Here is a 22,882-nt window from a genome sequence, read left to right as displayed (position 1 = left end):
GAGGGGGAGAGGGTGTCAAACCTGTTCACCCGCAGGGCGTTGGCCTACGCCGCGATGACGCCTTGCAGGCGGCGGATGGGCAGGATGAAGCTGACCGTGGTGCCTTCGCCCGGGGTGCTGTCCATCTCCAGCGCGCCTTCGTGCAGCTCGATCAGCGACTTCGTCAGGGCGAGACCGAGACCCGTGCCCTGGGTGGTCTTGCTGTGCTGGCTTTCGACCTGTTCGAAGGGCTGGGCCAGGCGCGACAGGTCGTCCTTGCTGATGCCGATGCCGGTGTCCGAGACCGAGACCCGGACCCGCTCGCCCAACGTATCCTGGCGGACCTCGGCGCGGACCGTGACCCGACCGCCGCGGGGCGTGAACTTGATCGCGTTGCTGAGCAGGTTCAGCAGCACCTGCTTGACGGCGCGATAGTCGGCCTCGATCTCCGGCAGGAACGGGAAGTCGACCGTCAGGAACAGGCCGGCCGCCTCGGCGCGGTTGCGCACCAGCCGCACGGCGTCCTCGGTGACCTCTTCCAGATTCAGCGGCTCGAACTTGAGGTTCATCTTGCCGGCCTCGATCTTCGACATGTCGAGGATGTCGTTGATCAGGGCCAGCAGGTGCTGGCCGCTGTTGTGGATGTCGCCAGCGTATTCCTTGTAGCGCGGGTCGCCGAGCGGGCCGTACATCTCGGCGATCATGATCTCACTGAAGCCGTTGACCGCGTTGAGCGGCGTGCGCAGCTCGTGGGACATGTTGGCGAGGAACTCGCTCTTGGCCTTGTTGGCGGCCTCGGCGCGAACCTTCTCGTTCTCGTACTTGCGGGCCAGCTCGGCCAGCTGCTCCTGGCTGCGCTCAAGGCTGACCACGGCGTTCTGCAACTGCTCCTCGTTGAGCCGACGGGCCTCTTCCTGGGCCTTCACGGCGGAGATGTCGGTCGCCGTCATGACCAGACCGCCTTCGGCCGTGCGGCGTTCCGAGATCTGGACCCAGCGCTTGTCCATCAGTTCTGCCTCGCGAATGCCGCGCACGCCGTCGGGGCCGGCGATTTCCTGCTTGATGGCCAGCTGGACGAAGCGGTTCACGTGGTCGCGCGCTGCGCCCGGCTTGAGGATCTTGGGTTCCAGATTGAAGATGCTGCGATAGTTGCGGTTGCACATCAGCAGCCGGCCCGAACGATCCCACAGCACGAAGGCTTCGGAGACGCTTTCGATGGCGTCGCGCAGGCGGTTCTCGGCGGCCTGGGCCCTTGCCTGGGCCAGCCGCTCCTCGGTGACGTCGAGGGCCACGCCGATGATCCGGTGATGGCCGTCAACGCCGGCCTGGCCGAAGCCCTGGCCGCGGGCGTCGATCCAGATGGACTTGCCGCCCTGGCGATCCGGCACGCGGAACGAGACATCGAAGGCGCCGAACGCCGCGGCGTGGGCCAGAGCTTGCCGGACGCGCTCGCGATGATCAGGGGCAACGCGGTCAAGGACTTCCTGGCCGCTGACGACGCCGCCGCCGCCCCAGCCAAAGATCACGCCCGTCACATCCGACATGAACACCTGGTCGCCGACCAGGTCCCATTCCCAGATGCCGCAGCGCGCGGCCTCGACGGCCATCCGGAAGCGTTGTTCGCTCTCGATGAAAGCGCGCTGGGCGGCCTCGGCCTTGCGGCTCTGGCTGAACAGCAACAGGGCCAGGGCGATGCCGATGCCGAGCGGCACCAGCAGGGAGACGATGCCGTTGATCCGCTCCTGGTTGGCCTCGAGGGGACCGACCGGCGGGGCCCCGGCCACGGCGACGAGACCACCGCCGGCGGCCGGCTGGGTGGCGATGTCGACCAGCGCGCCGTCCGGACGGCGTCCGCGCACAAGGGTGTCCGTCCGGAGATCGGTCGCCGGCAGTCCGAAGGCCTCCGACACGGTGCTGGCCTGGTTGACGCCCCCGTCGCCGGCGCCGATGAGCAGGCGTCCGTCCGCGGTGGCGATGGCCGACGCCCCCCGGGCCGACGGGAATAGCGGCAGCTTCGCCAGATCCTCCGCGGTCAGGACCACGGCGCGTCCCGGCACGACGCGCGCCATGTAGAGGCGACCGGGGTCCCCGGCGGCGACGCCGACCCAAAGGCTCTTGCCGGAGGCCTGGGCAAGGCGCGCGGCACCCTTCCAGTCGGCGGCGTCGGCGCGGCCGGCCACGGCGGCGATGCCTTCGGCATTGACCACGGCCGCGGCGGACACCCCTGGACCGGCGGCGCGCAGGATGCTCTCGGCGGCGTCAATCGGGCCATCGGGCGAACGGCCCAGCAATTCGACGCCCGCCGCCAGACCGCCGCCCCGCTGGGCGACGCGGGCCTCAAGCCTGGCCGCGAGGATCTGCGCGGCGGCGTCGGGACCGCCCGATCCGGGCGTCAGCACCCAGCCACGCTGATAGCGAACAATGCCGACGGCCGCGAAGACCGCCAGCATGACGACGGCGGCGAGAATCGCGATGCGCACGAAGGCGCCCGACGGGGCACGGCTCTGCGACGCGGCAAAGGATGGCTCGCCGGCCTTTCCTGCCTTGCGACGCTTGCCCGCCAACCTGTTTCCCCAAACCCGAGTCAGTACCCCGTGAGGGGAATCTTACGGAAGCGGAGTCATCGCGTCACGGACGAATGGTCGAATTGTCCCCTGTCCCGGTCACATGGCCGCACTCCGTGGTGCGGAGGACTCACACTCCGCCGCGAAACGGGCAGGAATGCTGATTATGACGCCAGCAGAAATGCGGTGTCGAACCGCGCTCAAGCGCCTAGACCAGACGCTCGACGACCGGAGATCTTCCCGCGATGACCCCGACCTCCCTGTCCCTGCGACACGCGCTGCTGGCGCTGGCTGTCATGGCGGTCTGGGGGACCAATTTCGTGGTGATCCGGGTCGGACTGGACCATCTTCCGCCGCTGCTGTTCGCGACCCTGCGGTTCAGCGTCGCCTTTCTGCCGGCGGCCCTGTTTCTGAAAAAGCCTGACGTGCCCTGGCGCAATCTGGCGGCCTACGGCGTGCTGATCGGGGCCGGCCAGTTCGGCATGCTGTTCCTGGCCATGAAGGGTCATATCTCGCCGGGTCTGGCCTCGCTGGTGGTGCAGACCCAGGTGTTCTTCACCATCGCCCTGTCGATGCGGATCACTGGCGAAAAGGTGCGGACCTTTCAGTACGCGGCGCTGGCGCTGGCCGCCGCCGGCATCGGGGTGATCATCTGGCGCACGGACGGGTCCGCCACGCCGCTGGGAATCGCCCTGGTGCTGGTCGCCGCGATGAGCTGGGCCGGGGGCAACCTCGTCGCGCGCCGGACGCCGGGGGTGAACATGCTGGCCTATGTCGTCTGGGCCAGCCTGTTCTCGATCCCGCCGCTGCTGGCCTTTTCGCTGATCTTCGAGGGCTGGCCCGCGATCCGGACCGGCCTGATGCGCGCCGACGCCCTGACCTGGGCGGCGGTCGTCTGGCAGGCGGTCGGCAACACCATGTTCGGCTACGCCGTCTGGGGCTGGTTGCTCGCGCGTTATCCCGCCGCGACGGTCGCGCCGATGTCGTTGCTGGTCCCGGTGTTCGGCATGGCCGCCTCTGCCGTGGTCCTGCACGAGGCGCTGCCCGGCTGGAAGCTGGCCGCCGCCGGCCTGGTCATGGCCGGGCTGGCGCTGAACACCTTCTGGCCGAGGCTAGGGGACATGTACCGCAGGTACGTGTCCCCCAATCGAGCCAACAGAGAGGTTCCCTAAACCAGGGCCTTCGTCACCAGTTCGAACACGTTCTTCGACAGGCCCTCGACCGCCGCGATCCGCTCCAGCTCCGTGCGCATCAGGGCGCCGAGATCGGGCCTGTAGCGGCGCCAGCTCCCGAGAGGCTCGACGAAGCGGGCTGCGGTCATCGGGTTGACCGCGTCGGTGGCGATGATCTGGTCGGCGAGGAACCGGTAGCCGGCGCCTGACGGATCATGGAACCGGGCAGGATTGTAGCTGGCGAAGGTCCCGACCAGCGCCCGCAGGCGGTTGGGGTTGCGGCGGTCGAAGTCGGGATGGACGGTCAGCCCGAGCACCCGGCCCAGCGCCTCCTCCGAAGACTCACGGGCCTGGATGGCGAACCACTTGTCGAGCACCAGCGGCTCGTCCTTCCAGCGGGTGTGGAAATCGGCCAGCGCCTTGTCGCGGGCCTTGCCGCCCAGTTCCATCAGGGCCGCCAGGCCGCCGATGGCGTCGGTCATGTTGGCGGCGGTCTCGAAGTGGTTGGCGGCGATCTCGGCGTTGGCCGCGTGGGGGTCGACCGACAACAGGTCCAGCGCGGCGTTGCGCAGGGCGCGTCGGCCGGCGGCTTCGGCGCCGGGAGAGAACGGGCCGGCGTCGGTCAGGCCGCCATGCAGACGGCGCAGCTCGTCGCCCAGATGCACGGCCAGCCGGGCGCGCAGGAAGTCGCGGGCGTCATGGATGGCCATCGGATCGGCCGGCGACATGGCCAGCGACAGGTCGCCCTCCGACGGGAGCGACAGCAGCAGGGCCTTGAAAGCCGGATCCGACGCCTGGTCGCCGAGCGCCCGGCCCATGGCCTCGGCGAACCGCTCTTCGGCCACCTCGTCGGGGGAACCCGCGGCGCGCTTTAGAATGAGGTCCCGGGCCAGGCCCTGACCGGCCTCCCAGCGGTTGAACAGGTCCGGATCGGCGGCCAGAAGGACGTAGTAGTCCTTGTCCGGGGCGTCGGTCTTGAGGTTCACCGGCGCCGAGAAGCCGCGCAATGGTGAGATCACCGGCCGGCTCGGGGCAGGCAGGCGGATGGTCCGTTCGGCCTCTTCGAGAATGATCAGACATTCCTCGCCCATCGGCCGGCCGTCGTCGTGCAGCAGACCCAGACGGATCGGCAGCGGCAAGGGCGTCTTGTCCGATTGGCCGGGCGTCGGCGCCGTCGACTGGCGCAGGGTGATCGAGACCGTCTCGGTGTCGGCGTCGAAATGGCTGGTCAGGTCGACGGTCGGCGTGCCGGCCTGTTCGTACCAGCGGAAGAAATCACCCAGGTCCCGGCCCGACGCGTCGGCGAAGCACTGGATGAAGGCCTCGACGGTCGTCGCCTCGCCGTCGTGGCGGTCGAAATAGAGATCCATACCCTCCCGGAAGGCGTCGGCGCCCAGCAGGGTCTTGAGCATGCGAATAACCTCGCTGCCCTTCTCGTAGATCGTCGCGGTGTAGAAGTTGTCGATCTTGACGTAGCTCGACGGCCGGACGGGGTGGGCGAGGGGACCGGCGTCCTCGGAGAACTGGCGGGCGCGCAGGGCCTTCACGTCCTTGATCCGCTGCACCGCCTCGCCACGCATGTCGGCGCTGAACGACTGGTCGCGGAAGACCGTCAGGCCTTCCTTCAGGCAGAGCTGGAACCAGTCGCGGCAGGTGATCCGGTCGCCGGTCCAGTTGTGGAAGTACTCGTGGGCCACGACGCTCTCGATGCGCTCGTAGTCCATGTCCGTGGCGGTCGCCGGGTCGGCCAGCAGCAGGGCGGAGTTGAAGATGTTGAGGCCCTTGTTCTCCATGGCCCCGAAGTTGAAGTCGCGCACGGCGACGATCATGAACAGGTCGAGGTCGTACTCGCGGCCGAACGCCTCCTCGTCCCACTTCATCGCCCGTTTGAGGCTGTCCATGGCGTATTCGGCGCGGGCCGACATGCCGGGGTCGACATAGATGCGCAGGTCGACGGTGCGGCCGGTCATTGTGACGAAGCTGTCGACCAGTTCGTCGAGCTCGCCGGCCACCAGGGCGAACAGGTAGCAGGGCTTGGGGAAGGGGTCGTTCCAGACGGCGTAGTGGCGACCGTCGCCGGCAGGGCCGCTCTCGACCAGATTGCCGTTGGCCAGCAGGCGATGGAACGTCGTGTCGGCTTCCATGCGCACGGTGTAGCGGGCCAGGACGTCGGGGCGGTCGAGGAACCAGGTGATGCGGCGGAAGCCTTCGGCCTCGCACTGGGTGCAGAACCGGCCGCCCGACATGTAGAGGCCCATCAGCGCCGTGTTGGCTTTCGGGTCGATCTCCACCTCGGTTTCCAGCGTGAAGGCGTCCGGCAGGTCCGACAGGGTCAGGGTCTCGGGCGTCGCCTCGAACGGGTGCGGGGCGCCGCCGACCATGACGGCGAGAGTCTTCAAGCCTTCGCCATCGAGCACCAGCGGATCCGCGTGGTCGCCGTTGCGGCGGACCGTCAGCCGGGCCTTCACCCGCGTCGCGGCGGGCTCGAGCGCGAAGTCGAGGTAGACCTCGTCGATCAGATAGGCGGGCGGCCGGTATTCGGCCAGGCGGACGGGCTGGGGCGTTTCTGTGCGCATGGAGAGTATCTAGCGTCGTGCGGGCCGACGCGCCACGGGCGGCAGATGAAGAACGCGTGTCCCGACACCGGACTTGCTGGCGTGGCCGGGATCACGCAGCGTCGCTGGCACGCTCCGGCGTCGCCGCTGCCGCGGCAGGCACTTCCTCGACATAGCGCTCGATGGCCGCCGCGCGGCGGGCCAGCTCGGCGACGGCGGGCGGGGCGTCTTCCGGCGACTCCGAGACCATGGCGATCAGTTCGCGGGCGATGGCTCGCAGGCGCGGCGCACTCGCGATCAGGCGGGCCTGGCGCTCCATCTTGTTGGGATCGCGGTCGTATTCCGCGCCGGGCGTGCGCCAGCCGCCCCAGTCCGCCTCGTCGGTGACCACGATCGGATAGGTTCCGGGGAAGGGGTGGTGGGCGCAGTCGCCCTCCTGCTGCCACTTGTTCTTGGCCCGCATGAGCCGCCATCCGTCGCCGGGCAGGACGCCGTCGGCGTCCTCGACGCGATCCTCGGGGCGCAGTTCATGGGCGTGGAACTCGCGGCCGAGGCCGACGTCGTAGGTTACACGCACGGGCTCGTCGAAGCCCTTGGCCCAGATCGGCACGATCCGGTCGATGGTCGCCCAGGCGCCCACGCTCTCGACCCACACTTTCTGGTTCTTCTGAAAAACGGCCTTCGCCATGCACCCGCGCCATCATTCTGCCCAGAGCGCGGCAGGCGAAAGTGGAAGCCGGTTTCGCCGCCCGCCGCGCTCTGACTCTAAGTTTGGCCAGCCTTCTCACCGGTCGCGATGGAAGGTCGCGACCGGGAAGGCTGGGCTCGTCGCATAAGAACCTGAATTCATTGACGCGAGGTCAATCTTTCCCCACGCGGAAACGCCGCTACATTGCGCGCCTGAAGGTTCGCACAAACGCCCTGCGTCCTTCGAGACGCCCCGGACTCGTCCGGGGCTCCTCAGGATGACGAGCACCCGGGTCGCCCCCGATTTCGTCATGGTGAGGAGCGAGCCCCCAGGCGAGCGTCTCGAACCACGCAAAGAGGCGCCACCGGGAGAGAGACGTGAATTTCGACTATTCCGACGACCAGAAGTTCCTCAAGAACGAGGCGCGAAAGTTCCTGGAGGCGCGCTGCACCAGCGCCGCCGTCCGCAAGGTGCTCGACAACGACGACGTGTCGTTCGACGCCGACCTGTGGAAAGGCGTGGCCGAACAGGGCTGGCTGGGCGCCGCGATCCCCGAGGAATTCGGTGGTCTGGGCCTGGGCCACATCGAGCTCTGCGCCATCGCCGAGGAGATGGGCCGCGTCGTCGCGCCGATCCCCTTCGCGTCCACGGTGTTCTTCGCCGCCGAGGCCATCATGCTGGCCGGCGATGACGCCCAGAAGGCCGACCTGCTGCCCAAGATCGCCGGCGGCGAACTGATCGGTTGCTTCGCCACCTCGGAGGGGCCGGGCGTGGTCAACGCGTCGAACCTGGCCTGCAAGGTCGACGGCGGCAAGCTGACCGGTGTGAAGATCCCGGTGACCGACGGCGACATCGCTGATCTGGCCATCGTGCTGGCGAACGAGGGCGGCAAGGCCGGCCTGTTCCTGGTCGACCTGAACGGCGCAGGCGTCGGCCGCGAGACGCTCAAAAGCCTCGACCCGACCCGCGGCGTCGGCAAGCTGACCTTCAGCGGCGCTCCCGCGACCCGCCTGGGCGCGGCCGGCGAAGGTTTCACCCTGACCGAACAGATCTTCGATCGCGCGGCCGTACTGCTGGCATTCGAACAGACCGGCGGCGCCGACAAGTGCCTCGAGATGGCCAAGGACTACGCCATGGGCCGCTACGCCTTCGGCCGGGTCATCGCCGGCTACCAGGCGATCAAGCACAAGCTGGCCGACATGTACGTCAAGAACCAGGTCGCCCGCTCCAACGCCTACTACGGCGCATGGGCCTTGAACACGAACGCCGCCGAGCTACCTGTCGCCGCCTCGGCCGCCCGCATCGCCGCGTCGGAGGCCTACTGGTTCGGCAGCAAGGAAAACATCCAGACGCACGGCGGCATGGGCTTCACCTGGGAAGTCGACTGCCATCTCTACTACCGCCGCTCGCGGCAACTCGGCCTGGTGGCCGGCGCGCCGAAGGTCTGGAAGGAACGGCTGGTCAGCCAGCTTGAACGCAGGAACGCGGCGTAAGCCGGGGAGGAACGATCATGGATTTCAACGACAGCCCCGAAGAAGCCGCCTACCGCGAGAAAGCCCGCGCCTGGCTGGAAAAGAACGCCGCCGAGCACAAGGGTAACGCCAGCGCCAATGGTCGCCGGCCCAACAGCCCCGAGCACATGGCGATGGCCAAGTCCTGGCAGGCCAAGAAGGCCGAGGCCGGCTACGCCTGCATCACCTGGCCCAAGGAGTGGGGCGGCGCCGGCGGCACGCCGCTGCAGTCGGTCATTTTCGGCCAGGAAGAGTCCAAGGTCGGCGTGAACTACGGCTACTTCACCATCGGCCTGGGCATGTGCGTCCCGACCGTGATGGCCTTCGCCGACGCCGAGACCAAGACCCGCTTCGTCGGTCCGGCGATGCGCGGCGAGGAAATCTGGTGCCAGCTGTTCTCGGAACCGGCCGGCGGCTCCGACGTGGCGGCCACCCGCACCAAGGCCGTCCGTGACGGCGACGAGTGGGTGATCAACGGCCAGAAGGTCTGGACCACCGGCGCCCAGTATTGCGACTACGGCATCCTGCTGGTTCGCACCGACCCCGACGTGCCCAAGCACAAGGGCCTGACCATGTTCTGGATCGACATGCACGATCCGGCCGTGGAGGTGCGTCCGATCCACCAGGCCTCGGGCGGCAGCGAGTTCAACGAGGTCTACTTCACCGACCTGCGGGTCAAGGACAGCCAGCGTCTGGGCGAGGTCGGCGACGGCTGGAAGGTCGCGCTGGTCACCCTGATGAACGAGCGTCTCGCCGTCGGCGGCTCTTCGGGCCCTGACTACAAGACGATCATGGACCTGGCCCGCCAGGTCACCGGTCCGGGCGGCGCGGCCATCAAGGACGGCGCCTTCCGCGAGAAGCTGGCCGACTGGTACGTGGCGGCCGAGGGCCTGAAGCTGACCCGCTTCCGCACCATGACCGCGCTGTCGCGTGGCCAGACCCCGGGACCGGAAAGCTCGATCGGCAAGATCATCGCCGCCAACCAGATGCAGGACATGTCCAACCAGGGCGTGGAGATGGAGGACCAGTACGGCATCCTCGTCGATCCGGCCCAGGCGCCGATGCAGGCCGCGTTCCAGCAGTCCCTGCTGTGGGCGCCCGGCCTGCGCATCGCCGGCGGCACCGACGAGATCCTGAAGAACATCATCGCCGAACGGGTTCTTGGCCTGCCGGGCGATGTCCGCGTCGACAAGGACGTGGCCTTCAAGGACATGCCGACGGGCCGCTGATCCCGACACGGCAGTCAAACAGGAAGGGCGCGGCGCAGGTCGCGCCCTTTTCTGTTTGGCGTCGGCTGCGGCAAATTGGCCGGGAAGCGATTCTTCCACGGACGCCCTGGACCAGAGAAGAACGGTCTTTCCGATCAGTCCGGAAAGGTCGACTGGTCCAGAAAACAGACTCTGTGGCGGTTTTGCCACCCAATCGCTCGCCTGTTGGGGGAACCCTGTTCACTCTCGTCACGTGCTTGGGGATTGTTGGGCTTCCCGCCGCGTGGGCGCGCTTGACTCCCACGGGAGCCCTGCGAAGAGTCACGTTGCCGAATGGTTAACGGCGGGCTGGACGGGGGTAACAGTATGCACGAGACCAGCGACGCCATTGGCCGCCCGTACGGGACGGCGCAGGGCCCGCTGATCCGCGGCGCTTCAATCGTGGCCCTTATCGCCGCGGTCGTGATTCCCCTGGTCGGTTGCGACACCGGCGCGGACAGCTTTTTCGGCAAGCCGGGCGACACCGCCTGTCCCAGACCGCAGATTCCGACCGGCGTTGCGCCGCAGTTCAACACCCAGCAACTCGAGATCCGCGTCCTGCGTCGCCGCGCCTTCACCGGCGACTTCTTCTCCCAGCTCGAGCTGGCGCGCCGCTATGAGGGCGCGAAGGCGGCCGACAAGAATCTCGAAGACCCGGTCGAGGCGGCCGTCTGGTACGGCGTGGCGCTGTCCAACGGCGACGGCTATGCGCCGATCTCCGCCTATGGCCGCCGTTCGCCGCAGGGCGAGCAGAAGGCCATTTCCCGCTACGACGACTGCCGCGCGGTCGAACGGGCCACCGCCTACCGGTCGCTGGACCGGCTGCTGTCGCAAATGTCCTCCGAGGAGCAGGAGAAGGTCCGCGGTCGCGTGATCTACATCCTGTCGACCCAGGGCGCCCCGGGTTTCCGCACGCTGTCGCGGATGCATGACAACTTCTTCGGGCCCTTTGGCGAGCCGTCCGACAATCCGCAGGCCGGCATGGCCCGCGGCAAACCCTACAAGCCCGGCACGCCGCAGGTGCTCAATCTCTTCCCGCGCAACGACGTCGACGCCTACCTGTACAACTTCCTCGCCGTTCAGACCGGGGATGTGGGCGCCTACGTGATGCTGAAGGACTTCGAGCGATCCTCGCCGGAGCGGGCGACGGTCGGGCAGTACGTCGAGGCCAAGGCCAAGCGCTGGATCCCGCCCTACGAGTTCTATCCGCCGGAATCGCCGTCCTCGGGCGTGCCTCATTCCGACGAGAGTGACCAGATCGGCGATGCGCAGCAGGCCGCGCTGGGACGGATTCGCGAGCTGCCGTTCGTCCACATTGGCGAGGCGCTGTACTATCTGCGCGCCGCGACGCGGGCCGCGACCACCGAGGACGCCCTGTACCCGCAGGAAATCCAGGACTTCCAGGCGCGTATCGCCCGGCCGCAGACCGGCGTCCTGACGCCGATCGAGAAGGTCCGCGTGATCCAGTATGCCGCCGTCAACGGTTCGCCCAAGGCGCAGCTGGTGCTGGCGGTGATGTATGCCGAGGGCGTCGGCGTGCCGCGCGACTACGCACGCGCCTTCCACTGGTTCGCCGAGGCCGATCGTCAGGGCTCGGCGGAGGCCAAGTACGCCATGTCCACCTACTTCTCGCTCGGCGTCGCCGGCGTGGCCGACCAGGACAAGGCCAAGGCCGTCGTCTACCAGATTGATTCCGCCCTTTCGGGCTTCAAGCCGTCCGTGGGACGCCTCCAGCAGGTGCTGGCCCAGGTGTCGCGTCCGAGCCGGCCGACACCCCGCGACAGGGACTATGACCGATGAACACGCTGACTCGTTTCCTGTTGGTCTCGGGCGCCGCGGTGAGCCTGCTCGCCACGGTCAGTCCTGCTGAAGCCTTCCCGGATCAGGCCGCGGGCATCGACGCCCAGATTCGCCCCAACTTCGGCGGGCTGATCGCGCCGCCGCTGCGTCCGCGCTGGCGTCCCGATCGCGGCCGTTACAACCAGTATCGCCCCGACCGCCGGCCCTACTGGCCGTCGAACCGCACGGCCATGAGCTGGACCGCGGACTGCACCAACGCCGAAGAAGGCGACACGCCGATCAATGACGGCCTGCAGAACCTGGCCGACTACGGCACCCTGTATGTGCGCGGCGTCTGCCACGAGAGCGTCTGGATCGACCATCCGGTGACCATCGTGGGGCAGGGCGCCTCGATCTTCGACGAAGGCGCCGGCAAGCCCGCGACCATCGCGCCGCCGGACGGCCAGAACTGCATCAAGGTCAACAGCAACGTCGACGGCGTCGAGATCCGCGACATGGTGCTGACGACCGAACACGGTGGCCGGGCCAGCTGCCTGGAGACCTGGGATTCCAAGGTGGCCCTGGTTCGCACCGTGATCCGCTACTGGGGCGACACCACCGCGGTGCTGGCCACCGGCGGCAAGCTGATCCTCAGCGAGAGCTTCATCGACGCGCGGACGCTCGACGCGGCCGTGGTCGTCGACGGCGGCCTGATCGACATGAACCGCAGCCGCATTCTCGGCGAGGAAGCCGGTCTCGACCTGACGCCGGGCGTCGGCGAGAGCCGTATCATCCAGAGCGGCGTGTTCGGCCGCGACGCCGGTCTGCCCGCCGGCAACGGCATCATGGTCCACGGCCAGCGCAGCGGGTCGGGCGCGCTCAAGATCGACAACAGCATGGTCTGTGGCTGGCGCAACGGCCTGCACCTCGACCGCGCCTCGATCGTCGACGCCAGCCGCAGCCGCTTCTGCCGCAACACCGTCGGCGTCGTGTCGGACGGCGACCTGTCTCTGAGCGAGTCCGTGATCGGCGCCCGCGAAGTCGGCATCTACGCCTCGACGGGCCGCGCCGCCCTGCGCCGCAACCGGATCTATGGCTGGAGCGACCGGGCCATCTGGCTGGAGCCGGGGGTCGAGGTCGTTCGCGAGTTCAACTACGTCTACTACGACCAGTGCTGGACCCGGAACTGGTCGGATGGCGAGTTCTGCCAGCGGCCGAGCCAGCTGCCGTCAGCGGCCCGCGATGACAGCATCTACACCAGCCCCTATCGCGACTGGTGGGAAGCGGACGCCTATGACCGCGGCTATCAACGCGATGGCGTGCCGACCTTCCAGCCGCCGATCCCGCCGCCGGCCCAGCCGGCGCCGCCCAAGCGCCGCGGCGTGTTCCGCCGGAACTAGGGCCGTCAGGGCGCCGGGGCCGCAAGGACCGGCGGCTTGCGGGCTTTGGTGGCCTGTTCGAAGGCGTAGCCATAGGCCAGCAGCCGGGCTTCGCTCCATTTCGGACCGACGAAGCTCAGGCCGACCGGCAGTCCGCCCACCTGACCCATCGGTACGGTCAGGTGAGGATAACCGGCGACGGCCGCCGCGCCGCCCGCGCCACCGCCCACGTAGCGATCCTTGAGCACTGGATCGATAAGCCAGCTCGGCCCCATTGTCGGTCCGACCAGGGCAGTCACGTCGTAGGTCTTCAACAGGGCGTCGATGCCGTCCGGACCCGCCATGCGCCGCGCATCATCCCGGGCCTTGATGTAGGCGGGATCAGCCAGGCCGCCGGTCTTTTCCGCCTGCTCGAACAGCTCCTGGCCGAACAGCGGCATCTCGCGGTCGGTGTTGGCGCGGTTGAAGGCGATGACATCGGCCAGGGTGCGGGTCTTGACCTTCGCCGGGTCGGTCGAGGCCAGATAGGCGTTCATCCCGACCTTCAGTTCCGTCAGCAGCACCACCAGTTCGTTCGCGCCGATCTTGTCGCGGTTGGGGAAGCTCGGCACGTCGACCAGCGTGACGCCCTGGGCCTTGAGCGCGGCCAGCGCCTGTTCGAACACCGCGTCCGTTTCCTTGTGGAAGCCGGCGGCGTAGCGCATCACGCCGATCCTGACGCCCTTGAGCGCGTTGGGATCGAGGGCCGTGGCGTAGTCGCTCTTGCGGGCGTCGGCCTCGGCGGTGGCCGGATCGGCCGGGTCGCTGCCGGCCATGAAAGTCAGAAGGTTGGCCGCGTCGGTCACCGTCCGGGTCATCGGACCGGCGGTATCCTGGCTGGCGCTGATCGGTACGATGAAGGTGCGCGACACGAGGCCGACCGTTGGCTTCAGTCCGACCAGTCCGTTGACCGCCGAGGGGCAGGTGATCGAGCCGTCGGTCTCCGTCCCGATCGCCGCCGCCGCCAGACCGGCCGCCACGGCCGCGCCACTGCCGGCCGAGGAGCCGCAGGTCGACCGCGCCAGGTCGTAGGGATTGCGCGCCTGACCTCCGACGGCGCTCCAGCCGCTCAGCGAGTCGTCCGAGCGGATGTTGGCCCACTCCGACAGGTTGGTCTTTCCGAGGATCACCATGCCCGCCGCCCGCAGCCGGGCGATCGCCGGCGCATCGCGCCCCGTGACGTTGCCCGCCAGCGCCAGCGAGCCGGCCGTGGTCGCCATCGGGTCCAGCGTCTCGATATTGTCCTTCACCAGGATCGGCATGCCGAAGAGGGGGCCGAACGGACCCTTGCCGGCATCACGCCGGGCGTCGGCCGCCTGGGCCTGGGCCACAGCTTGCGGGTTCAACGCAATGATCGAGCGAAGCTGGGGATCAAGCGCCTTGCCGCGGGCGAGGTAGGCCCGGACGTCACGGGCGTAGGCGCCCTGGCCGGCGGCGACCTCGGCCTGCAGCTCGGTCATGGATTTGTCGGCGACGTCAACGGCCGGCGCCGCAAGGGCCGGCGTCGCGAGGGTCAACGCGAGGGCGACGGGAAGGAGAGGGCGCATTCGGGACTCCTGAAACAACGCTTCGATGGTTCCGCCGGTCATGGCCGGTTGGCAAGTCCGCCGTTCCGCCTCGAGGCGCGGGCGTTGCCTTTCCGGCCCCTGGTCGCTACATCCCGCGCCGACCCCCATTCCGATCAGACGAGAGCGAGCGACCCCTATGGCCGCGCAATACATTTTCCAGATGCAGGGCCTGACCAAGGCCTATCCCGGCGGCAAGAAGGTGTTCGAGAACATCTGGCTGTCGTTCTATCCGGACGCCAAGATCGGCGTCGTCGGCGTCAACGGCTCGGGCAAGTCGACCCTGCTGAAGATCATGGCCGGGATCGACAAGGAGTTCAGCGGCGAGGCCCGGGCGGCCGACGGCGTGAAGATGGGCTACCTCGAGCAGGAGCCGCATCTGGATGACAGCAAGACCGTCTGGGAAAACGTCATCGCCTGGTGCGACGAGAAGCTGACCGTCGACCGCTACAACCAGATCGCCATGGAGCTCGGCGAGAACTACACCGACGAGCTGATGGAGGAGATGACCGCCCTCCAGGAGAAGATCGACGCCGGCGACCTTTGGGACATCGACAGCAAGGTCGAGATGGCCATGGACGCCCTGCGCTGTCCGCCCAACGACAGTGGTGTGACCAAGCTGTCGGGCGGTGAGAAGCGCCGCGTGGCGCTGGCCCGCCTGCTGCTCAGCAAGCCCGACATGCTGCTGCTCGACGAACCGACCAACCACCTGGACGCCGAGTCCGTGGCCTGGCTGCAGCACCACCTGGAAGCCTTCCCCGGCTGCGTCATCCTCGTGACCCACGACCGCTACTTCCTCAACCAGGTGACCAGCTGGACGCTCGAGCTCGATCGCGGCAAGGGCGTGCCCTACGAGGGCAACTACTCCGGCTGGCTGGAGCAGAAGCAGAAGCGCGTCGTGCAGGAGCAGTCCGAGTCGGAGTCGCGCCAACGCGCCCTGACCAAGGAGCTGGAGTGGGTCCGCTCCAACGCCAAGGCCCGTCAGACCAAGTCCAAGGCCCGCCTGGCCGCCTATGAGCGGATGGTCTCCGAGCAGGAGAACGCCCGCGGCGCCCAGACCCACGCCGTGATCCAGATCCCGCCGGGCCCGCGCCTCGGCAACGCCGTGCTCGAGGTTTCCGACCTCGAAAAGGAGTACGGCGACAAGGTCCTGTTCAAGGGCCTGAGCTTCCGCCTGCCGCCGAACGGCATCGTCGGCGTGATCGGCCCCAACGGCGCCGGCAAGTCGACGCTGTTCAAGCTGATCACCGGTCAGGAAACACCGGACCGGGGCAGCGTGCGTCTCGGTGAGACGGTCAAGCTGGCCTATGTCGACCAGAGCCGCGACGACCTGGAGGCCAATGACACGGTCTGGAAGGCGATCAGCGGCGGCACCGACGTGATGATGGTCGGCAAGCGCGAGATCAACACCCGCGCCTATGTCGGCAGCTTCAACTTCAAGGGCGGGGACCAGCAGAAGAAGGTCGGCCAGCTGTCGGGCGGTGAGCGCAACCGCGTGCACCTGGCCAAGACCCTGGCCACCGGCGGCAACGTCATCCTGCTCGACGAACCGACCAACGACCTGGACATCGAGACGCTGCAGAACCTCGAAGAGGCGCTGGAAGAGTTCGCCGGCTGCGCCGTGGTCATCAGCCACGACCGCTGGTTCCTCGACCGCCTCTGCACCCACATCCTCGCCTTCGAGGGCGACAGCCATGTCGAGTGGTTCGAGGGCAACTTCGAGATGTACGAGGAAGACAAGAAGCGTCGCCTCGGCGCCGACAGCCTGATCCCGCACCGCATCAAGTTCCAGAAATTCACCCGCTAGGGCGTCGCCCGGCGAAATTCCGGTCAGGCGCGTTTCGCGGCCCCGTCCATATCCCGGGCGAGGGCGTCGATGTCCACGCCCAGCGCGCGGACGGCCTGGAGCAGCTGCAGGAAGCGGTGCGAGACCATCAATCCGGTCTGCAATACCGCCGGATGCTGCAGCCGTTCGACGGTAATCAGATACCCGCCGGTGACGCGCTTGACCCAGCCAGCTTCGCGGTGGAGCCGGATGCGCCTGCGCACCGTTTCGTGCGGCAGGCCCAGAGACTGGGCGAGACCCGTGATGGTCGCCGGACGACGGTGCGAGTCCGGCGGGGGGGTCTCGGCGCCGGCATAGACCCAGGCCAGATGGGGGTCGTTGGTGACCAGTTCGGCGTTTATCAGTAACAGCGTGCAGAAGATGACCGCATCGATCATAGAGCCATGGGGGTCGACGCCTGCCTCCAGCACGCGCAGCAAGAAATCGTTGATCAGCATGGCGATTGCGTCGATGCGGTCGGCGTCGGCCGGGGCCCGCAGAGTCGCCCGGGGTGAACCGCCGGCAAACTGGCTGAAGTCGAACCCGAGCGCGTGGAGGTCGCCGATGACCGTGCGCAGCGCCAGCCAGCTCGCCTCACCGTCGGCGCGGTAGTCGACCCCTTCGAGTGGCTCGGGCGCGACCATATGACCGCGGCCCTCCCTCCGCCGGACCAGCCCTGCGACCTCAAGCTCGGCCACCTTTCGCCGCGTGGTCTCGTACGGCAGGTTCATCGACTGGGCGATCGCCCGGACACTGAAGACGCGCGGGGGAAGGGGCTTGGCCACGCCAATCTGGGAAGATCGGCTCGCCTGGATGGCCGCCAGGTAGACGACCGCGCGCGTAAAGTCGCCGTCGTGCCGGCGAATCTGCCGCGCGACCAGATCGAGCAGAAATGTCGTTACGCATCGAAAGACAAGCCGCTGTTGTCGCCGCAAGCCTTCGACCGCGGAATCATCGGTCATCGTCCCCACCCGCCGGATACTGAAAACCCCATTTTCTGGAAGCGCAATCCGCCAATCGCTCTTGATCGTTGCAATCAACCGCCTCTGATCAAATCTGTGATGAAGCGGAAGCGTCGCTCAGGCGGCCAGGTCGATCGCTTGGCATACTCAGACGTCTTCGATTGACGGACCGGCCATGGGCGGCGATGTCGGGGCATGACCAATGCCCAGACCCCTCCCGTCGTTCTCATCTCGCATGAAACGCTCGCGCCGTTGCAGGGCGCGCTTGAGCCGGCCTACCGCATCATCCGTCTATGGGACCACCCGGATCGGGCGGCCTTCCTCGCTGGACCTGGTCGCGACGTGCAGGCGATTGTCCATGCGGGCGAGATCAAGCTGACGCCGGATCTGCTGGCGGACATGCCGCGCCTGGGTCTGATCGCCTGCGTGAGTGTCGGTTACGACGGCGTCGACGTCCCCTGGTGCCGCGCTCATGGCATTGCGGTCAGCCATTCGCAGGGGCTCAACGCCGAGGATGTCGCCGATCATGCGGTGGGGGCCTTCCTCGCGGCCTGGCGTGGGATCGTTCAAGGGGACCGGATGGTGCGGGAAGGGCGCTGGACACCCGCCGAACGCATGCGGCCACGTCCGGGCCTCATCGGCCGCAAGGCCGGCATCGTCGGGCTCGGCCATATCGGCGCGGCGATTGCGCGACGGGTGGAGCCGTTCGGGATGACCGTCTCCTGGTGGGGGCCGAACGACAAGGAAACCCACTGGCCCAAGGCCCAGAGCCTGCTGGCGCTGGCGCGGGACAGCGATGCCCTGTTCGTCGCCTGCCGCGGCGATGCGGCGAACCACCATCTGATCTCGGCGGCGGTCATCGAGGCGCTTGGTCCTCGCGGCTGTCTGGTCAATGTCGCGCGTGGCTCGGTGGTCGACGAGGACGCTCTCATCGCCGCGCTCAAGGACGAGCGGCTCGGCATGGCGGCCCTGGACGTTTTCGAGACCGAGCCGACACCAGCAGGGCGCTGGGCCGATGTGCCCAATACCGTCCTGACGCCGCACACCGCCGGCGGAACGCTCGAGAGCATTCCGAAGATGGTCGGTCAGACGCTGGAAAACCTGCGGCTGTTCTTCCAGGGCCAACCGTTGCTGTCGCCGGTTCAGGCCTGAAGCAGAAGCACGCCCACGCCGGCGGCCAGGAGCGCCGCGAACAGCACCGCTGCCACAAGCCGCTTTCGCGGGGTTTTCAGAACGCGGCCAAGCATCGAGAGACCTCCGAGGTGGCGGAGTCGCTCCCCGCCTGCGAAAACACTCATATCAAAGTGATATCACTTTTGCCAGTGGTGATGACGCCGCGCTTGTCCGGCAAGCTCCCTGCTGTCTAGTGTCGGAGATGGCAGGGAGGCGAGCATGACCGGTGTCCTGGGCGTAGGCGGGGTGTTCTTCAAGGCCGAGGACGGTGACGCGGTCCGCGCTTGGTATCGCGATGTCCTGGGCTTCGCGATCGAGGACTGGGGCGGCGCGATGTTCCAGCATCCGGACAAGGGTTACACCGTCTGGAGCCCATTCAAGGCGGATACCGGTTATTTCGCACCGTCGACCCAGCCGTTCATGATCAACCTGATCGTCGAGGATATGGACGGTGTTCTCGCCCGGGCCGCGCAGGCCGGCGTGACTCCGCTCGGGCGGGACGATTCGGATCCCAACGGTCGCTTCGCCTGGCTTCTTGACCCCGCGGGCATCAAGGTCGAGCTCTGGGAACCCTTGCCCGACAAGGCTTGACTTAATCATATAAAGATATCCTTATATCCCCATGGTGATGTCATCGGGACAGGCTGTGGAGATACTGCGCGCGGCGGGCGAGCCCACGCGGTTGCGCGTTCTTGCCCTTCTTGCGCGCGAGGAATTGTCGGTGCTCGAGCTGTGCACCGTGCTCGACCAGAGTCAGCCGCGTGTGTCGCGTCACCTCAAGCTGTTGGCCGAAGCTGGGTTGGTCGAACGATTTCCGGACGGGGCCTGGGTATTCTACAGGCTCGCGGCCCAGGGGCCGGGGCGGGCGCTGGCCGACCAGACGCTGGCGCTGATCGATCCCGCCGACGCGGAGCTGGCGGCCGATGCGGAACGGCTGTCGCGCGTGGCGACCGAGCGTGGCGCCGAGGCCGCCGCCTACTTCGCCCGAAACGCCGCCCGCTGGGACGAGATCCGCTCGCTGTATGTGGCCGAAGCCGAGGTCGAGGCGGAAATCCGCAAGGCCGTCGGGCCGGAGCCGCTCGGCCTGATGGTCGACCTGGGCGCCGGAACCGGCCGCATGCTGACCCTTCTGGCCGGGCAGGCGCGCCGCTCGGTCGGCCTGGACCTGTCGCAGCAGATGCTCAACATCGCGCGGGTCAATGTCGGTGAGGCCGGGCTGACGGCCTGCGAACTGCGCCACGGGGACATCTTTGCCACCGGGCTTCCAGACCGCTGTGCCGATCTGGTGACGGTCCATCAGGTGCTTCACTACCTCGGCGATCCGGCTGCCGCCGTGGCCGAAGCGGGGCGCCTGGTCGCCGCGACGGGCCGGCTGCTGATCGTCGACTTCGCCCCGCACGCGCTGGAGTATCTGCGCGAGCAGCACCAGCACCGCAGGCTTGGCTTCTCCGACGAGGAGATCGGCCGCTGGGTGGCCGCGGTCGGCCTTGAACTGGAAACCGCCGCCGCCCTGCCGCCCGCGGCCGAGGCGGGACTGACCGTGAAGATATGGACGGCCCGACGGCCTGCCCTGGCCGAGAGGAGCGCCGCATGACCCCCCCTTCAGCCCTGGGCCCGGTCGCCCGGGCCGGCGGCCGCGACAACGGCGTGCGCGTCTCGTTCGAGTTTTCGCCGCCAAAGACGCCCCAGGCGGAGGAAAGCCTGTGGGCCGCCATCCGGCGGCTGGAGCCGCTGAACCCGACGTTCGTCTCCGTGACTTACGGCGCCGGCGGCTCGACCCGCGAACGGACCCACCGGACCGTAAAGCGGATGCTCGACGAGACGACGCTGAAGCCCGCCGCCCACCTGACCTGTGTCGGAGCCTCGCGCGCCGAGGTCGACGAGGTGGTTCGGGATTACTGGGAAAGCGGCATCCGCCACATCGTCGCCCTGCGCGGCGACCCGCCGGGGGCGATCGGCGGCGCCTACGAGCCACGCGCCGACGGCTATCTCAACGCCACCGAACTGACGGCCGGTATCCTCAAGGTCGCGCCGTTTGAAGTGTCGGTCAGCCTCTATCCGCAGGTCCACCCCGAGAGCCCGGGGATCGACCACGACATCGATGTGCTGAAGGCCAAGGTCGATGCCGGGGCGACGCGGGCGATCACCCAGTTCTTCTTCGACACTGACGTGTTCCTGCGGTTCATGGACAAGGTCCGCAAGGCGGGCGTGACCATCCCGATCTCGCCGGGGATCATGCCTGTGTCCAACTTCAGGGGACTCCAGCGCATGGCCGAGCCCTGCGGCATCCCCTTGCCGGCCTGGCTGGGCGGTCTTTTCGACGGGCTGGACGACGATCCCGACACCCGACGCCTGATCGCCGGCTCGGTGGCCGCGGAGATGTGCGCGAAATTGTCCGAGGAAGGCTTCAGCGACTTCCACTTCTACACCCTCAACCGGGCGGATCTCGTCTACGCCATCTGCCGCGTGCTCGGCGTGCGGGAGGCCCCGATCGGGTCGACGGAGGCGGCGGCATGAAAAAGCGCTTCCTGATACCGATCCTCGCCGCCCTGGCCCTGACGGGTGTCGCGGTCGCCCAGGGTATGCCGCCCGAATGGATCCGGCCGACCCCGCCTCTGCAGATTGGCGACAACCTCTACTACGTCGGCAGCGAGGGCCTGTCGGCGTTCCTGATCGTCACGCCCAAGGGGCTGATCCTGATCGACGGGCCGATGGAGCAGAACGTCGCCGGCATCGAGGCCAACATAAAGGCGCTTGGCTACAAGCCGTCTGACGTGAAGATCCTGCTCAACAGCCACGCTCACTTCGACCATGCGGCGGGATTCGCGCAGCTGAAGACCGACACCGGCGCGACGTTGCTGGCCAGCGCCGGCGACAAGCCGTTGCTGGAACGCGGCATCTATCCGGGGTCTGAAGATGTGGCCTGGCTGCGCTTCAAACCGGTCAAGGTCGATGCGGTGATCAAGGACCGCGACACCGTCACCCTGGGCGGCGTGACCCTGACGGCCAACATCACGCCCGGCCATACGCCGGGCTGCACGACCTGGACCTTCCCCGTGAAGATCGACGGCGTCGTGCGCAAGGCGATGCTCTGGTGCAGCACGACGGTGGCCGCCAACCGGCTGGCGCCGAAGCCGCAGTATCCGGGGATCGTCGCCGACTATCGCGCGAGCTTCGTCCGCCTGGCGGCGATGCAGGCGGACGTCTTCCTGGCTCCGCATCCCGACCAGTTCGGCTTCGCCGAGAAGCGTGCGGCCATGGCGGCGGGCAAGCCCAGCCCGTTCGTCGATCCGACCGAACCTGGCCGTCGCATCGCCGCCTCGCGCACCGCCTTTGAAACAGAACTGGCCCGCCAGCAGGGAGCCGCCCAATGAGCCGTCAGGACCGCATCGCAGCCCTCAAGGCTGCCGCGAAACAGCGCATTCTCGTACTCGACGGGGCCTGGGGCGTGATGATCCAGCGCCAAGGACTGAGCGAGGCCGATTTCCGCGGCGAGCGCTTTGCCGACCACAACGGTCAGCTGAAGGGCAACAACGACGTCCTCTGCCTGACCCGGCCGGATATCATCGCCGGGCTGCACGACGCCTATTTCGCGGCCGGCGCCGACATCAGCGAGAGCAACACCTTCAGCGCCACCTGGATCGCCCAGCGTGACTACGGCCTGGAGAGCGCCGCCTACGACATCAACCTCGAAGGCGCCAAACTCGCCCGCGCCGCCGCCGACCGCTGGACTGAACAGACGCCGGACAAGCCGCGCTTCGCCGCCGGCTCGCTCGGGCCGCTGAACGTCATGCTGTCGATGTCGTCGGACGTGAACGATCCCGGCGCGCGCACCGTGACCTTCGACCAGGTCTACGAGGCCTATCGCGAGCAGGTGAAGGGCCTCTACGAGGGCGGGGTCGACCTGTTCCTGATCGAGACCATCACCGACACCCTGAACTGCAAGGCGGCCATCAAGGCGATCCTCGACCTGCGCGACGAAGAGGGCCACGAAGAGCTGCCGATCTGGATCAGCGGGACGATCACCGACCGTTCCGGCCGCACCCTGTCGGGCCAGACGGTCGAGGCCTTCTGGAACAGCGTGCGTCACGCCAAACCGTTCGCCATCGGCCTGAACTGCGCGCTGGGCGCGGACTTGATGCGGCCGCATATCGCCGAGCTGTCGCGCATCGCCGACACCCTGGTCGCGGCCTATCCCAACGCAGGCCTGCCCAACGCCATGGGCCAGTACGACGAAGAGCCGCACCAGACGGCCTGTTCGCTGCACGAGTGGGCCGAAAGCGGCATCGTCAACATCGTCGGCGGCTGCTGCGGCACGACGCCCGACCATATCGCCCATGTGGCGCAGTCCGTGGCCGGCATGGCCCCGCGCGCCGTTCCCGAACGCCCGACCGCCATGCGGCTGGCGGGGTTGGAAGCGTTCGAGCTGGCGTGATGAGAGCGA

The 22,882-nt window shown here is 67.9% G+C and carries 17 protein-coding genes; 12 read left to right on the top strand and 5 right to left on the bottom strand.

Annotated features, from left to right (window positions below; all coding sequences use genetic code 11):
* Positions 1-44: 44 nt before the first annotated feature.
* Entirely contained in the window at positions 45-2,543 is a 2,499-nt protein-coding gene (locus ACODSL_RS01305) for a sensor histidine kinase (protein ID WP_488898818.1), read from the bottom strand.
* A 245-nt stretch (positions 2,544-2,788) separates the two neighbouring features.
* Between ACODSL_RS01305 and ACODSL_RS01300 the strand changes: the two genes are divergently transcribed.
* Positions 2,789-3,715, top strand: coding sequence for an EamA family transporter (locus ACODSL_RS01300; RefSeq protein WP_488898817.1), 927 nt, complete (start codon positions 2,789-2,791; stop codon positions 3,713-3,715).
* On the opposite strand, the gene pepN is transcribed toward ACODSL_RS01300, so the two are convergent.
* Both pepN and ACODSL_RS01290 read right to left on the bottom strand, forming a co-directional pair.
* Positions 3,712-6,291, bottom strand: coding sequence for an aminopeptidase N (pepN, locus tag ACODSL_RS01295; protein WP_488898816.1), 2,580 nt, complete (start codon positions 6,289-6,291; stop codon positions 3,712-3,714). The two genes, ACODSL_RS01300 and pepN, sit on opposite strands and share 4 nt — an antisense overlap.
* Positions 6,292-6,382: 91 nt before the next feature.
* Positions 6,383-6,958, bottom strand: a complete 576-nt coding sequence (locus ACODSL_RS01290; RefSeq protein ID WP_488898815.1) for a hypothetical protein — start codon at positions 6,956-6,958, stop codon at positions 6,383-6,385.
* Positions 6,959-7,335: 377 nt separating this feature from the next.
* Between ACODSL_RS01290 and ACODSL_RS01285 the strand changes: the two genes are divergently transcribed.
* The 4 genes from ACODSL_RS01285 to ACODSL_RS01270 all read left to right on the top strand — a co-directional run bounded on the left by ACODSL_RS01285 (position 7,336) and on the right by ACODSL_RS01270 (position 12,895).
* Entirely contained in the window at positions 7,336-8,451 is a 1,116-nt protein-coding gene (locus ACODSL_RS01285) for an acyl-CoA dehydrogenase family protein (protein WP_488898814.1), read from the top strand.
* Between the two features lie 17 nt (positions 8,452-8,468).
* Entirely contained in the window at positions 8,469-9,698 is a 1,230-nt protein-coding gene (locus tag ACODSL_RS01280; RefSeq protein WP_488898813.1) for an acyl-CoA dehydrogenase family protein, read from the top strand.
* 345 nt (positions 9,699-10,043) lie between these two features.
* The gene (locus ACODSL_RS01275; protein ID WP_488898812.1) at positions 10,044-11,516 is read left to right on the top strand and encodes a tetratricopeptide repeat protein; all 1,473 of its coding nucleotides are present in this window, start codon (positions 10,044-10,046) and stop codon (positions 11,514-11,516) included.
* A complete protein-coding gene (locus ACODSL_RS01270) occupies positions 11,513-12,895 on the top strand; it encodes a hypothetical protein (protein ID WP_488898811.1) in 1,383 nt (460 codons plus the stop codon). The genes ACODSL_RS01275 and ACODSL_RS01270 overlap by 4 nt, the downstream gene beginning before the upstream one ends.
* Positions 12,896-12,900: 5 nt before the next feature.
* Here the strand turns inward: ACODSL_RS01270 and ACODSL_RS01265 are convergent, their stop codons facing one another.
* Positions 12,901-14,460, bottom strand: a complete 1,560-nt coding sequence (locus tag ACODSL_RS01265; protein WP_488898810.1) for an amidase — start codon at positions 14,458-14,460, stop codon at positions 12,901-12,903.
* A gap of 157 nt (positions 14,461-14,617) precedes the next feature.
* On the opposite strand from ACODSL_RS01265, the gene ettA reads away from it, so the two are divergent.
* Positions 14,618-16,285 (top strand): energy-dependent translational throttle protein EttA, encoded by a 1,668-nt coding sequence (ettA, locus tag ACODSL_RS01260; RefSeq protein ID WP_488898809.1) that lies wholly within the window; start codon positions 14,618-14,620, stop codon positions 16,283-16,285.
* Between the two features lie 23 nt (positions 16,286-16,308).
* Here ettA and ACODSL_RS01255 read toward each other — a convergent pair whose 3' ends face one another.
* On the bottom strand, positions 16,309-17,265 hold the full coding sequence (locus tag ACODSL_RS01255) for a GntR family transcriptional regulator (protein ID WP_488898808.1): 957 nt from the start codon (positions 17,263-17,265) through the stop codon (positions 16,309-16,311).
* Positions 17,266-17,460: 195 nt separating this feature from the next.
* Here ACODSL_RS01255 and ACODSL_RS01250 point away from each other — a divergent pair, with 195 nt between their 5' ends.
* The 6 genes from ACODSL_RS01250 (at position 17,461) to ACODSL_RS01225 (ending at position 22,873) form a co-directional block, all read left to right on the top strand.
* A complete protein-coding gene (locus ACODSL_RS01250; RefSeq protein ID WP_488898807.1) occupies positions 17,461-18,417 on the top strand; it encodes a 2-hydroxyacid dehydrogenase in 957 nt (318 codons plus the stop codon).
* Between the two features lie 240 nt (positions 18,418-18,657).
* Positions 18,658-19,029, top strand: coding sequence for a VOC family protein (locus ACODSL_RS01245; protein WP_488898806.1), 372 nt, complete (start codon positions 18,658-18,660; stop codon positions 19,027-19,029).
* A gap of 31 nt (positions 19,030-19,060) precedes the next feature.
* Positions 19,061-20,032: an ArsR/SmtB family transcription factor gene (locus ACODSL_RS01240; protein WP_488898805.1), complete on the top strand. Its 972-nt coding sequence runs from the start codon at positions 19,061-19,063 to the stop codon at positions 20,030-20,032.
* On the top strand, positions 20,029-20,955 hold the full coding sequence (gene metF, locus ACODSL_RS01235) for a methylenetetrahydrofolate reductase [NAD(P)H] (RefSeq protein ID WP_488898804.1): 927 nt from the start codon (positions 20,029-20,031) through the stop codon (positions 20,953-20,955). The genes ACODSL_RS01240 and metF overlap by 4 nt, the downstream gene beginning before the upstream one ends.
* Entirely contained in the window at positions 20,952-21,812 is an 861-nt protein-coding gene (gene bla, locus ACODSL_RS01230; RefSeq protein ID WP_488898803.1) for a subclass B3 metallo-beta-lactamase, read from the top strand. The genes metF and bla overlap by 4 nt, the downstream gene beginning before the upstream one ends.
* The gene (locus ACODSL_RS01225; protein WP_488898802.1) at positions 21,809-22,873 is read left to right on the top strand and encodes a homocysteine S-methyltransferase family protein; all 1,065 of its coding nucleotides are present in this window, start codon (positions 21,809-21,811) and stop codon (positions 22,871-22,873) included. Before bla ends, ACODSL_RS01225 begins: the two co-directional genes overlap by 4 nt.
* Positions 22,874-22,882 lie beyond the last annotated feature (9 nt).

Source organism: Caulobacter sp. FG121, from assembly GCF_057809815.1.
This window is presented reverse-complemented; position numbering and strand designations above follow the sequence as displayed.

Bases quoted from the DNA above. Each gene is read 5' to 3' on its own strand.
- ettA (WP_488898809.1), top strand. From the start codon at position 14,618: ATGGCCGCGCAATACATTTTCCAGATGCAGGGCCTGACCAAGGCCTAT.
- ACODSL_RS01245 (WP_488898806.1), top strand. From the start codon at position 18,658: ATGACCGGTGTCCTGGGCGTAGGCGGGGTGTTCTTCAAGGCCGAGGAC.
- pepN (WP_488898816.1), bottom strand. From the start codon at position 6,291: ATGCGCACAGAAACGCCCCAGCCCGTCCGCCTGGCCGAATACCGGCCG.
- ACODSL_RS01225 (WP_488898802.1), top strand. From the start codon at position 21,809: ATGAGCCGTCAGGACCGCATCGCAGCCCTCAAGGCTGCCGCGAAACAG.
- metF (WP_488898804.1), top strand. From the start codon at position 20,029: ATGACCCCCCCTTCAGCCCTGGGCCCGGTCGCCCGGGCCGGCGGCCGC.
- ACODSL_RS01300 (WP_488898817.1), top strand. From the start codon at position 2,789: ATGACCCCGACCTCCCTGTCCCTGCGACACGCGCTGCTGGCGCTGGCT.
- ACODSL_RS01280 (WP_488898813.1), top strand. From the start codon at position 8,469: ATGGATTTCAACGACAGCCCCGAAGAAGCCGCCTACCGCGAGAAAGCC.
- ACODSL_RS01250 (WP_488898807.1), top strand. From the start codon at position 17,461: ATGACCAATGCCCAGACCCCTCCCGTCGTTCTCATCTCGCATGAAACG.
- ACODSL_RS01270 (WP_488898811.1), top strand. From the start codon at position 11,513: ATGAACACGCTGACTCGTTTCCTGTTGGTCTCGGGCGCCGCGGTGAGC.
- ACODSL_RS01240 (WP_488898805.1), top strand. From the start codon at position 19,061: ATGGTGATGTCATCGGGACAGGCTGTGGAGATACTGCGCGCGGCGGGC.
- bla (WP_488898803.1), top strand. From the start codon at position 20,952: ATGAAAAAGCGCTTCCTGATACCGATCCTCGCCGCCCTGGCCCTGACG.
- ACODSL_RS01290 (WP_488898815.1), bottom strand. From the start codon at position 6,958: ATGGCGAAGGCCGTTTTTCAGAAGAACCAGAAAGTGTGGGTCGAGAGC.
- ACODSL_RS01255 (WP_488898808.1), bottom strand. From the start codon at position 17,265: ATGACCGATGATTCCGCGGTCGAAGGCTTGCGGCGACAACAGCGGCTT.
- ACODSL_RS01265 (WP_488898810.1), bottom strand. From the start codon at position 14,460: ATGCGCCCTCTCCTTCCCGTCGCCCTCGCGTTGACCCTCGCGACGCCG.
- ACODSL_RS01275 (WP_488898812.1), top strand. From the start codon at position 10,044: ATGCACGAGACCAGCGACGCCATTGGCCGCCCGTACGGGACGGCGCAG.